Source organism: Micromonospora sp. SL4-19 (assembly GCF_047921475.1).
Classification (GTDB): Bacteria; Actinomycetota; Actinomycetes; order Mycobacteriales; family Micromonosporaceae; genus Micromonospora.
The window spans coordinates 45,067-57,022 of the sequence record NZ_JBLROB010000006.1 but is presented as its reverse complement, the minus strand read 5'-3'; the positions used below and the strand labels follow the sequence as shown (position 1 = coordinate 57,022).

General features: G+C 74.0%; 11 protein-coding genes. 6 read left to right on the top strand and 5 right to left on the bottom strand.

The features are described from left to right. Window positions 1-19: 19 nt before the first annotated feature. Window positions 20-1,144, bottom strand: coding sequence for a glycosyltransferase family 4 protein (locus ACNAVT_RS11125; protein ID WP_416295293.1), 1,125 nt, complete (start codon window positions 1,142-1,144; stop codon window positions 20-22). Beyond that, window positions 1,141-2,400 (bottom strand): M48 family metallopeptidase, encoded by a 1,260-nt coding sequence (locus tag ACNAVT_RS11120; RefSeq protein WP_416295291.1) that lies wholly within the window; start codon window positions 2,398-2,400, stop codon window positions 1,141-1,143. Before ACNAVT_RS11120 ends, ACNAVT_RS11125 begins: the two co-directional genes overlap by 4 nt. Before the next feature lie 302 nt (window positions 2,401-2,702). Here ACNAVT_RS11120 and ACNAVT_RS11115 point away from each other — a divergent pair, with 302 nt between their 5' ends. From ACNAVT_RS11115 to ACNAVT_RS11100, 4 genes are all read left to right on the top strand, one after another. Further along, window positions 2,703-3,215 (top strand): ribbon-helix-helix protein, CopG family, encoded by a 513-nt coding sequence (locus tag ACNAVT_RS11115; RefSeq protein WP_416295289.1) that lies wholly within the window; start codon window positions 2,703-2,705, stop codon window positions 3,213-3,215. Window positions 3,216-3,280: 65 nt separating this feature from the next. Beyond that, a complete protein-coding gene (locus ACNAVT_RS11110; protein WP_416295288.1) occupies window positions 3,281-4,126 on the top strand; it encodes a DUF4097 family beta strand repeat-containing protein in 846 nt (281 codons plus the stop codon). 25 nt (window positions 4,127-4,151) lie between these two features. Then, window positions 4,152-5,102, top strand: coding sequence for an ATP-binding cassette domain-containing protein (locus tag ACNAVT_RS11105; RefSeq protein WP_416295286.1), 951 nt, complete (start codon window positions 4,152-4,154; stop codon window positions 5,100-5,102). After that, window positions 5,099-5,890 (top strand): ABC transporter permease, encoded by a 792-nt coding sequence (locus ACNAVT_RS11100; RefSeq protein ID WP_416295285.1) that lies wholly within the window; start codon window positions 5,099-5,101, stop codon window positions 5,888-5,890. The genes ACNAVT_RS11105 and ACNAVT_RS11100 overlap by 4 nt, the downstream gene beginning before the upstream one ends. Window positions 5,891-5,915: 25 nt before the next feature. On the opposite strand, the gene ACNAVT_RS11095 is transcribed toward ACNAVT_RS11100, so the two are convergent. After that, the gene (locus ACNAVT_RS11095; protein WP_416295283.1) at window positions 5,916-6,131 is read right to left on the bottom strand and encodes a hypothetical protein; all 216 of its coding nucleotides are present in this window, start codon (window positions 6,129-6,131) and stop codon (window positions 5,916-5,918) included. 119 nt (window positions 6,132-6,250) lie between these two features. Next, complete coding sequence (locus tag ACNAVT_RS11090) at window positions 6,251-7,696, bottom strand: NYN domain-containing protein (protein WP_416295281.1); 1,446 nt, start codon at window positions 7,694-7,696, stop codon at window positions 6,251-6,253. Between the two features lie 127 nt (window positions 7,697-7,823). On the opposite strand from ACNAVT_RS11090, the gene ACNAVT_RS11085 reads away from it, so the two are divergent. Beyond that, complete coding sequence (locus ACNAVT_RS11085) at window positions 7,824-9,581, top strand: DEDD exonuclease domain-containing protein (RefSeq protein WP_416295279.1); 1,758 nt, start codon at window positions 7,824-7,826, stop codon at window positions 9,579-9,581. 127 nt (window positions 9,582-9,708) lie between these two features. Next, on the top strand, window positions 9,709-11,499 hold the full coding sequence (locus tag ACNAVT_RS11080) for a RelA/SpoT family protein (protein ID WP_416295625.1): 1,791 nt from the start codon (window positions 9,709-9,711) through the stop codon (window positions 11,497-11,499). Window positions 11,500-11,512: 13 nt separating this feature from the next. On the opposite strand, the gene ACNAVT_RS11075 is transcribed toward ACNAVT_RS11080, so the two are convergent. Beyond that, window positions 11,513-11,707: a helix-turn-helix domain-containing protein gene (locus ACNAVT_RS11075; protein WP_416295277.1), complete on the bottom strand. Its 195-nt coding sequence runs from the start codon at window positions 11,705-11,707 to the stop codon at window positions 11,513-11,515. Between the last annotated feature and the right edge of the window lie 249 nt (window positions 11,708-11,956).

Sequence of the window (11,956 nt, the reverse complement as noted above, 5' to 3'; positions counted from 1 at the left end):
CCCGGCCGGCACTGGCGGCTCAGCCGGCGAGGAGGGTCGCCATCCGCTCGGCCTGGGCCTCCCAGCGCCACTCCTTCTCCACCCAGGCACGGCCGGCCGCGCCGAACTGGCGGGCCAGGTCCCGGTCGGCGAGCAGCGTCGCCACCCGGTCGGCGAGCTGGGCCACATCCCGGCCCCGGACCACGTACCCGGTCTCCCCCTCGCGGACGGCGTCCGGCGCGCCACCGGAGTCCCCGGCCACCACCGGCAGCCCGGTCGCGCTGGCCTCCAGGTAGACGATCCCCAGGCCCTCGACGTCCAGCCCCCGGTTGCGGGTACGGCAGGGCATGGCGTACACGTCGCCGGCGGCGTAGTGGGCGGGCAGCTCGGCCGACGGCACCGAACCGGTGAAGACCACGTCGCGTTCCACGCCGGTCTGCCGGGCCAGCTCCTCCAGCGCCGCCCGGTACGGCCCGCCGCCGACGATCAGCAGCGCTGCGTCCGGCACCCGGCGGCGGATCTCCGGCATCGCCCGGATCAGCATGTCCTGCCCCTTGCGGGGCACCAGGCGCGAGACGCACACCACGACCGGCCGATCGGCCAGGCCCAGATGCCTCCGCACCTGCGCCCCGTTCACGTCCGGGTGGTACGAATCCACATCGACGCCCGGCGCGAGCCGGCGCAGCTCGGTCAACCCGTCCAGCACCCGGGCCAGCCGGACCCGGGTGTACTCGCCCAGGTAGGTGGTGACGTCCACGCCCCGGCCGATCCGGCGCAGCGCCGCTCGCGCGCCGGGCAGCGCGGCCCAGCCGACCTCGTGCCCGTGGGTCAGCGCCACCGCCCGCCGGATCCCGGCCCGCCGGCGCAGCCCCGCCGCGAGCAGCCCCAGCGGGGCCGCCGCACCGAACCACACCGTGTCGCAGTCGTACGCCCGGGCCAGCTTCGCGGCGCGGCGGGCGACCAGCGGCGTGGGCAGCAGCACCTTGGTGCGTTCCCGAACCACCTCGAAGGGTTGGTCGGCGTCGAACTTGGCGGCGCCCCGCCAGCTCGACGCGTATACCACCACCGAGCCCGGGGGCTGGCGCACGGCGAGGTTGTGCACGAAGGACTGGATGCCGCCGGGACGGGGCGGGAAGTCGTTGGTGATCAGCAAGGTCCGGCTCATCTGCCGATCTCCCTGGCGTAGGCGCGGGCGGCGGCCATCCGCTCCACGGTGGACGGGTGGGACGCCGACCACAGGTACTCCCAGCGGGGCGGGTCGGGGTCGGCCAGGTTGACCCCGGCCAGGCGACGCTGCATCGCCTCGAAGGTGACCGGGTCGTCGGTGAGTGCCAGCGCGTGCGCGTCGGCCCGGGCCTCCACCCGCCGCGACACCAGCGCCTGCACCGGGGTGGCCACCAGCCCGGCCACCGTGATCAGCGCGATCAGCAGCGGGAACGCCCGGGGCTGCGCGATCGAGTCGACCCCGGCCAGCCGCAGCAGCGGCGGCCAGGAGCCGAGCAGGTAGAGGGCCACCACCGCGGCGGCGGCGCCGAGCGCCCCGACCAGGGTGGCGGTCCAGACGTCCCGGTCCTTCGCGTGCCCCAACTCGTGGGCGACGACGCTGGTCACCTCCTCGGGGGTGGCCTCGCGCAGCAGGGTGTCGTAGACCACCACCCGCCGGGTGGGCCCCAGCCCCGAGACGTACGCGTTGACCGCCCGGGTCCGCCGGGACGCGTCGGCGACCAGCACGTCGCGGACCGGCACCCCGTCGCGGGCGGCCATGCTCATCAGCTCGGTCCGCAGCGGGCCGGGCTCCATCGGGGTGAACCGGTTGAACACCGGCTCCACCAGCACCGGCAGCACGAACGACAGCAGCACCACCAGCCCGGCGGCGCCGGCCGCGCCGAACGCCCACCACCAGCGGGGGGCGAGTTGGACGACGGCGTAGAAGCCGAGCAGGACCAGCGCGCCGATGACCGCGCTGACGGCGTACGACTTCACCAGGTCCACCGTCCAGCCACCCCAGCCGTGGGTGCTCAGCCCGTACCGGGTCAGCACGGTCTGCCGCCAGGCGGCGAAGGGCAGGGTGAGCAGGTCGGCGAGGAGCATCACGGCGAGGCCGCCGAGCACCGCCTGGGCGGCCCAGTGCCCGCCGAACGGCCGGCCGGCGAGCTCCACGAGGCGGCCACCGAGCGGGGTCACCCCGAGCGCCAGCGCCACCACCAGCCCGACGGCGAGCGCCGCCCACCCGGCCGGGCGCAGCGCGGCGTGGAACGCCCGACCCCGGGCCACCTGCTCGACCGGGAGCGCCCGCAGCGTGGCCAACTGGTCGGCTCGGGGCGCCGGCGGCCGGCTCCACGGGATCAGCAGCGCGCCGGCGACGACCAGCGCGACCGCCAGCCCGGCGAGCGTGAGCACCGCCCAACCGCGCGGGGTCACCGCGGCACCCTGCCGCAGGCGCCGATGCCGGGCACCGCGCGCAGGCGGGCCCGGCCGGTCGTCTTCGGGGCCACCACCCCCCGCGCGCCGCTGCTGCTGCGCTGTACCCGCTTCATGCCGCACCCTCTCGCCGTGGCCGCTCATCCTATTGCCCGCCCGGCCGCCGCCCGTAGGGCGTCGGCGCACCGGAGGGGCGGCGTGCCGAGGCCGGGCCGCGTCCGGCACCACGCCCGACGCCAGTAAGACGCCGCGCGACGCCAATCAGACTTGAAATGACGTCACGATGATGCCATCATGACGTCATGGATTTGACGTCGTATGTCGACAGCCTCCGCCGGGAACTGGCCGGCGTCGCCGAGCTCGGCGGCGAGGAGGTCCGCGCGTTGGCCGAGCGGCTCACCGGGTCGATGGAGTCCGCCTTCCGCCTGGCACTGCTGGAGGCGCTGTCCGCGGCGGCCGGCGAAATCACCCGGGATCTCGCCCCGGGGTCGGTCGAGCTGCGCCTACGCGGCCGGGAGGCCAACTTCGTGGTGGCGCCGCCGCCGGTCGAGCCGCCGCTCCAGGCCGGTCCCGTCGATTCCGGCGCCGACGCCTCGCCCGTCCCGGACGCCGAGGACGGCCCGGTGTCACGGATCAGCTTCCGGCTGCCCGACCAGCTCAAGAGCCGGATCGAGGAGGCCGCCAACCGGGAGGGGCTGTCGGTCAACTCCTGGCTGGTCCGGGCCGCCACGGCCGCGGTGCAGTCCGCTCCTCCGGGCCGACCGGCGGCGCGAGCCGCGCGCGGCGGCCAGCGCTACACCGGCTGGGTCCGCTGACCGCCGACACCCCGGCACCGCCCAGCACCGCCATTCCGACCGTCCCGAACCCGGAGGAACCCGCCATGCCCACCTTCGACACCCCGGAACCGATCCAGGTCGTCGTGGACGTCGCCGTCGGCGACATCCGCATCGCGGCCAGCGACCGTGAGACCACGGTCGTCGAGGTACGCCCGACCGACGGCAGCAGGGAGGCCGACATCCAGGCCGCACAGCAGACCCGCGTCGAGTACGCCGACGGCAGGCTGGTGGTCAAGGGGCCGCGACAGCAGGTGCTGGGCATGTTCGGCAAGGTCGGGTCGATCGACGTGACGGTCGACCTGCCGACCGACTCGCGGGTACAGGGCAACGCCTCGGTCGGCGCGTTCCGCTGCACCGGTCGCCTCGGCGAGTGCCGGCTGAAGACCTCTGCCGGCGACATCCATGTCGACCGCACCGGCCCGCTGGACCTGTCCACCGCCGCGGGCGCGGTGGAGGTGACCTCCGCCGCCGGTCGCGCCGAGGTGAGCACCGGCTCCGGCCGGGTCCGGCTGGGCGAGATCGACGGCGGCGCGGTGATCAAGAACTCCAACGGCGACAGCTGGATCGGCACGGTCGCCGGCGACCTGCGGGTGAAGGCGGCCAACGGCAACATCTCCGTCGATCGTGCCGGGGCCGGCGTCACCGCCGCCACCGCCAACGGCGACATCCGGATCGGGGAGGTCCGCCACGGGCCGGTGTCGGTGAAGACCGCGATGGGCGAGCTCGAGGTCGGCATCCACGGCGGCACCGCGGCCTTCCTGGACCTGCACACCTCTTTCGGCACCGTGCGCAACCAGATCGAGCCGTCCGACACCCCGCCCCAGGAGGAACGGACCGTCGAGGTCCGGGCCCGCACCTCGTACGGCGACATCGTCATCCGGCGCAGCTGACCCGCCCCGCCCCCGAGGAGACACGATGACCACTTCGGCCCCACCCGCGATCGCGGCCACCGGGCTCCGCAAGTCCTACGGCGACCACGTGGTGCTCGACGGCATCGACCTGGCCGTGGCGCCGGGCACGATCTTCGCGCTGCTCGGCCCGAACGGCGCCGGCAAGACCACCACCGTGCAGATCCTGTCCACGCTCATCCCGGCCGACGACGGCGAGGCCCGGGTCGCCGGGCACGACGTGACCCGGGAACCCGACGCGGTGCGGGCGGCGATCGGCGTGACCGGCCAGTTCGCCGCCGTCGACGGCCTGCTCACCGGCGCGGAGAACCTGCGCCTGATGGCCGACCTGCACCACCTCGAGCGTGCCGAGGGTCGGCGACGCACCCGCGAGCTGCTGACGCGCTTCGACCTCGTCGAGGCGGGCGACAAGGTTGCCGCCACCTACTCGGGCGGCATGCGTCGCCGGCTCGACCTGGCGATGGGGTTGATCGGCGCGCCGCGCGTGCTCTTCCTCGACGAGCCGACCACCGGCCTCGACCCGCGCAGCCGGCGCGAGGTGTGGCGGATCGTCCGCGACCTCGTCGCCGACGGGATGACCGTCTTCCTCACCACCCAGTACCTCGAGGAGGCGGACCAGCTCGCGGACCGGGTGGCCGTGCTCGACCACGGCCGGCTGATCGCCGAGGGCACCCCGGACGAACTCAAGCGCCTGGTCCCGGGCGGGCACATCGCTCTGCGGTTCACCGATCCGGCGAACCGCGCCGCGGCCGCGTCCCTGCTCGGCGGCCTCCCCGGCACCGACGAGCTCACCCTGCAGGTCCCCGGCGACGGCGGGGTCGCGTCGCTGCGGGCATTGCTCGACCGGCTCGACGACGCCTCGATCGGCGTCGAGTCGCTCGCCGTGCACACTCCCGACCTCGACGACGTCTTCCTGGCGCTCACGAACCAGCCCACCGAGGAGAAGGTCCTCTCATGACCACACTCTCGTACGCCGTCCGTGACTCGAGCACGATGCTGCGCCGCAACCTGCGGCACATGCAGCGCTACCCCTCGCTGACCCTGATGCTCGCCGGCATGCCCGTGCTGTTCCTGCTGCTCTTCGTCTACGTCTTCGGCGGAACCCTGGGCAACGGACTCGGCGGCCCCTCCGGCGGGCGGGCCGCCTACCTCACCTACGTCGTACCCGGCATCCTGCTGATGGGCGTGGCCGGTGCGGCCAACGGCACGGCGATATCGATCGCCACCGACATGACTGAGGGGATCATCGCCCGGTTCCGCACCATGGCGATCGCCCGCGCCTCGGTGCTGACCGGTCACGTGGTCGGCAGCCTGATCCAGACGATGCTCAGCCTGGTCGTGGTGGTCGGTGTCGCGCTGCTGGTCGGTTTCCGGTCCGATACCGGCCCGCTCGCCTGGCTCGCCGCCACCGGGGTGCTGGCCATGACGGCCTTCGCCCTCACCTGGCTGGCGGTGGCTCTCGGGCTGGTCAGCGAGAGCATCGAGACGGCCAGCAACCTACCGATGCCGCTGACGCTCCTGCCCTTCCTCGGCAGCGGTTTCGTGCCCACCGAGTCGATGCCGGCCGGGCTACGCCAGTTCGCCGAGTATCAGCCGTTCACCCCGATCATCGAGACCCTGCGCGGCCTGCTGACCGGCGGCCCGGTCGGGTCGCACGCCATGGCCGCCACCGCCTGGTGCGCCGCCATCGCGCTGGCCAGCTATCTCTGGGCGAAGCGGCTCTACGCCCGCCGGACCGTGCGCTGACCGGCCCCGTCTGGACCGTGGTGGTTCACGCCGCCCGGCCCCGCCTGATCCGGCGGGGCCGGGCGGCGGGCGTCGGTGCCAGCACCTCCACCGCGAAGCCGGCCCGGGCGAACACCTCGATCGCCCGGTGCTCGGCCGCGCCCAGCCGGGCCGCCGGCGACTCCACGTCGAGCAGCGCGGTCACCAGGCAGCCGGAACAGCCGGCGCCGCGGATCCCGCAGGTGTCACAGTCGATGAGCATCGTGCCTCCTGCCGGAGTCTGGCGGCGGGCGCGACCTCCTCGTCACCACCCGACCACCGTCGGTCAGGTCGGACACTAGTCACCGGGTACGACACAAACGGACAACCGGTGATCAACGGTCAGGAGCGGGACAGCCGGCGCAGCAGCGAGTCGGCACCCAGCGGGTACGCGCCGTGCCGGCGTACCCCGTCGGCGACCTCCCGGTCGGAGGAGACCACCACCACCGGCCGGCCGGCCGGCTCGGCGCGGACCAGCCGCCGGATCAGCTCGTCGGCGGTCTCCCCCTTGCGCGAGAAGAGCACCCGCACCCCGCGCGGCGCGGGCGGTAGCCCGTGGATCCGCTCCGCGCCGTCGAAGACCACGGTGACCTCGTCGCCGGTCTGCGCGGCGATCCCGCCCAGCCCGCTGATCAGCCGTTTGCGCTGCTGCTCCAGCGACATCTCACCGAAGCCGCGCTTGGTGACGTTGTAGCCGTCCACCACCAGGTGTGCCTTGGGCAGCGCGAGCAACTGGTCCAGCCGGGCCGGGTCGTCGGTGTCCCGGGCGCGGGCCGCCGCCCCGGCCGCGGTGGTGGCCGCCTGGTCGGCGAAGGCGTCGGCGACGAAATCCGCCGGCAGCTTCGCCACCGGGTCGAGGGCCAGCTCGCGGCGCAGCCCCACCGCCGCCTGGCCGATGGTCTCCAGCAGCAGCCACAGCTTCGCGTCGTCGACCGACCGAGCCTCCTTGGCGCTGGCCCGGGCCACCCCCGCGGCGGACTCCGCCTCAGCCAGCCGGGCCCGGACGCGGCGCAGCTCGGCGTCCGCGTCGGCCGCCGCCCGGGTGGCCCGGCCCCGCTCGGTGGCGAGTATCTCGGTGGCCTTGCGCTCCCGGGCCTGGGTCTCCCGCAGCAGGCGGGCCGACTGGCGGGCATCCTCGCGGAGCTGGCCCAGTTCCTCCCGGACCCGGGCGAGCTCGTCACGCAGCTTCTCCGCCTCGACCCGGGCCACCGCCCGGTCGTGCTCGGCACGGCTGGCCCGCTGCTCGGCCTCCCGGACCAGCTCGGCCACCACCGCGCTGTCCGCCTCGGCCCGCACCGCGGCACCGCTGGCCTCGATCAGCTCCCGCCAGCCCCGGGGCCTGGCCAGGTAGGCCAGCGCGGCCACCTCGACCGGGTCGGCGGCGGCCGGGGCGGTCCCCTCCACCACGGCCGAGCCGAGGTCACCGGCGTCGGCCAGCACCCGCGCGGTGACCCGCTGGCGGAACAGCGGGTCGGCGGTGAGCTGGGCGGCGATGGCCGGGGCGCCCAGCCGGGCGCGGCGGTTCGGGGCGAACTTGGCGACCCGGCGCAGCGGCACGGGCACCTCGTCGCCGGGCAGACCGGGCAGCACGGCGGCGGTGAGCGCCACGATCCGCTGCCGGACCGGCTCGGGCAGGCTGGGCTCCGGCTCGGGCGCGGCCCAGCGGATGTCGGTCTCCGCGCCGCCCATGTCCGGATCCACGGCCGCCGTGCCCTCACCAGCGTCGTGCGCGGCGGCCACCGGCTCCTCTGCGGGGAGGTGGTCGTCGTACGGCTCGGTGAGGGGCATGTGGCAAGTCTCCCACCGCAGACGGGCTCACCGCCCGGTGAGTGAGCCGATCTCTCATCCTAGTCCCGTGGTAACGAGCGGGACAGGTGGGACGGGAGTGTCGGACCCGCCCGCTAGCGTGCCGCCCGTGACGCGTGCGGAGTACGTCCAGGAGGCGCTGGCCGGCCTGGATCGGGCGGCGGGCACCGGGGTCGACCCCGCGCTGCCGCTCTACGCGACCACCTTCGTGGTGGTCGACCTGGAGACCACCGGCGGCGCGCCGGACGGCGGCGGGATCACCGAGATCGGCGCGGTGAAGGTGCGCGGCGGCGAGGAGTTGGGCGTGCTCGCCACCCTGGTCAACCCGGGCGAGCCGATCCCGCCGTTCATCACCGTGCTGACCGGCATCACCCAGGCCATGCTGATCCCCGCCCCGCCGATCGAGCAGGTGCTGCCGAGCTTCCTGGAGTTCATCGCCGACGCCGTGCTGGTGGCCCACAACGCCCCTTACGACGTGGGCTTCCTCAAGGCCGCCTGCGCCCGGCACGGCTACCGCTGGCCCAACCCCCGGGTGCTGGACACCGCGGCGCTGGCCCGCCGGGTGCTCACCCGCGACGAGGTGCCCAACCGGAAGCTGGGCACCCTGGCCGCCTACTTCCGCACCGCCACCCAGCCGACCCACCGGGCCCTGGACGACGCCAAGGCCACCGTCGACGTGCTGCACGGGTTGATCGGCCGACTCGGCGGGCACCGGGTGGACACCATCGGCGAGGCGATCGAGTTCGCCCGGGCGGTCACCCCCACCCAGCGCCGCAAGCGGCACCTCGCCGACGGGCTGCCCAGGGTGCCCGGGGTCTACATCTTCCGGGCCGCCGACGACCGGCCGCTCTACGTCGGCACCTCCGGCGACATCGCCACCCGGGTCCGCAGCTACTTCACCGCAAGCGAGAAACGGGCCCGGATCTCCGAGATGCTGGCCGCCGCCGAGCGGGTCGAGGCCGTCGAGTGCGCCCACTCGCTGGAGGCGGAGGTCCGCGAGCTGCGGCTGATCGCGGCGCACGCGCCGCCGTACAACCGCCGCTCCAAATACCCGGAACGCCAGGTCTGGCTGAAGCTGACCGACGAGGCCTACCCCCGGCTGTCGATCGTGCGCGACCTCACCCCCACCGACACCGCCTACCTCGGCCCGTTCCGCTCCAAACAGGCCGCCGAACTGGCCGCCGCCGGCTTCCACGACGCGGTGCCGCTGCGCCAGTGCACGCACCGGCTCTCCCGGCGCACCACCATGCCGGCCTGCGCGCTGGCCGAGCTGGGCCGCTGCCCGGCACCCTGCGAGCACCGGATCACGCCCGAGGAGTACGAGCACCGCGCCGCCACCCCGTTCCGTACCGCCACCACCAGCGACCCGCAGCCGGTGGTGGACGCCCTGCTCGCCCGGATCGAGCTGCTCTCCCGTGCCCAGCGGTACGAGGAGGCCGCCGTGATGCGCAGCCGGCTGGCCGCGGTGCTGCGCACGGCGGTCCGGATGCAGCGCCTGGTCGGGCTGACCGGCATCGCCGAGCTGGCCGCCGCCCGACCGGCCGCCCGGGGCGGCTGGGAGCTGGCCCTGGTTCGGCACGGCCGGCTGGCCGGCGCCGGCGTCTCCCCACCGGGTGTCCACCCGCGACCGACGCTGACCGCGATCCGGGCCACCGCCGAGACGGTGCTGCCCGGCCACGGCCCGGTCCCGGCGGCCTCCGCCGAGGAGACCGAACGCATCCTGTCCTGGTTGGAGCGGCCGGAGACCCGGCTGGTGGAGGCTTCCTCCGGCTGGGCGTCGCCGACCACCGGCGCGGGCCGGTTCCGTGCCCTGCTGACGAAGGCGGAGAACGGCGCGTCCCGCCAACTCTCAACCGAACGCTCATGACCAAGTGTCCGATCGGACTACGTCAACTCCCTTAGGCTGTTAGAAGAGTGCAGTCCTGCCCGTTTCGCGGGCCTGCTCCCGGTCGCCGGGCACGGCGACCCGGGGCCGGGGTGAGGAGGTGTCCCAGGTGGACGTCGACGCCGGACCCGGCGCCGCCCTGGGCGGCGCCCTTCCGACCCAGCCCGGCGAGCTGCCACTGGCCCGCCGGCTGCGCTCCCTGCTCGCCTGGCCCACCACCGACGGCGATCCGGTCAACGCGCTGGTCCGCGCCCATCGCGGCATTCATCCCAGCGCCGACGCCTCCGTGCTCCGGCGGGCATACACGATCGCTGAGAACATGCACCGGGGCCAGTTCCGCAAGAGCGGCGAGCCGTACATCACCCATCCCCTCGCCGTCGCGCAGATCTGCGCGAACCTCGGCATGGACACCACCACCCTGGTCGCGGCACTGCTGCACGACACCGTGGAGGACACCCGCTACACCCTCCAGGCGCTCCAGGAGGACTTCGGCCGCGAGGTGACCCACCTGGTCGACGGGGTGACCAAGTTCGACAAGGCGTTCTACGGCAAGGCCGCCGAGGCGGAGACCAACCGCAAGATGATCGTCGCGGCCGGCAAGGACGTCCGGGTGCTGATCATCAAGCTGGCCGACCGGCTGCACAACATGCGCACCCTCGGCGTACGCTCCGCCGCCTCCCGCGAGCGCATCGCCCGCAAGACGCAGGAGGTGCTCGTCCCGCTCTGCGACCGGCTGGGCATCCAGACCCTCAAACGCGAGCTGGACGACGTGGTGCTGCTGCACCTGCAACCCGAGGAGCACGCCCGGATCGCCCGGCACGTGCACGACCGGCCGGGCTGGGACGCGTACCTGGAAGACGTGGTGACGCGGACGAAGGTGGCGCTGCGCCGCGGCCGGGTCGACGCGCGGGTCTCCCCGCGCCCCCGGCACCTCTACTCGATCTGGAAGGACACGGTGGCCGGCGGCCACACCGCTCCGTTCGACCTGCCCCGCATCGCCATCGTGGTGGACGGCCCGGCCACCGACTGCTACGCCGCGCTCGGCGCCGTGCACGGGGTCTGGCGGCCGGTGCCGGGCCGCTTCAAGGACTTCATCGCCTCCCCGAAGAACAACCTCTACCGGTCGCTGCACACCAGCGTCTGCGGGCCACAGGACCGCACCGTGGAGGTGCTGATCCGCACCGAGGAGATGCACCGCTCCGCGGAGTACGGCGTCGCCACCCACTACCGCTTCCCGCGCGCCGCCGGGCGCGCCGCCGACCGGGCGGACGAGCTGGCCTGGCTGCGGCGGGTGCTCGACTGGGAGCAGGAAGCGGTGGACCCGGCGCAGTTCATGGAGTCGCTGCGCTGCGACCTGGCGGAAGCGCAGATCCAGGTGGTCGCCGACGGCCGCCAGGTCGTGCTGCCGGCCGGCGCAACCCCGGTCGACCTCGCGTACGAGCTGGGCACCGAACGGGGCGACCACTGCCTCGCCGCGCGGATCAACGGGCGGCTGGCCCCGCTCTCCTCCGAGCTGGAGGAGGGCGACGTGGTGGAGATCTTCACCGAGAGCGACGCGGAGAGCGGCTTCGAGGCGGCAGTCGCGCCGCGCGGCCCGCGCCGGGAGTGGTTGGGCTTCGTCAAGTCGCCGCACGCCCAGATGCAGATCAACCGCTGGTTCGCCGAGCACACCGAGCCGGGCATCTCGATCGCCGACAAGGTACGCCTCGGCCGGGCCAGCATCGGCCTGGCGCTGCGCCAGCACAACCGGGGTCTGGCCAGCGACCTGCCGCTGCTGCGTCTGTCCGAGGAGCTGGGCTACCCGGACCTGGAAACCCTACTGGTGGCGGTCTTCGACCGCGCCGTCGAGCCGGACACGGTGGTCCGGCAGCTGATCGATCTCGTCGACCACCGGCATTGACGTTCTCTCCGCCCTAACGGGCGGAGATTCCCTCCGCGCTGCGTGCAGAACGGCGCGCAGCGCCAGAGCGGATTCCTGCTTCACGGCGCGCTTCCCGCCGAGCGCGCAGCCCATCGTTGAACACCACCCGAGCGCACCCAAACGCCCGCGCCAACGCTTTCTGCTGGCTGGGCGTCGGATAGATCCGGTAGTGGTACCGAAGCTGCACAGTGGACAAGCTAGCTCTGGCCTACGACAAATCCAGGCCATGCCTGCGCCCCACCCGGATGCCTTGCAATCCAGCACGGACTGAAGCGAGTCTGCGCTGGCTGGGGCGATCAAAGCCGACAACGGATGCTGATCTTGCGCCAAGCGCCAGGTGGGTCTTAGTGGTCAGGCCACTCGGGATCGGCCGAGTCCGTGATCGGCTGGCTCTCCCTGCGCCTGACCGTCCTGGTGGGCACCGGCGGCATGCTGA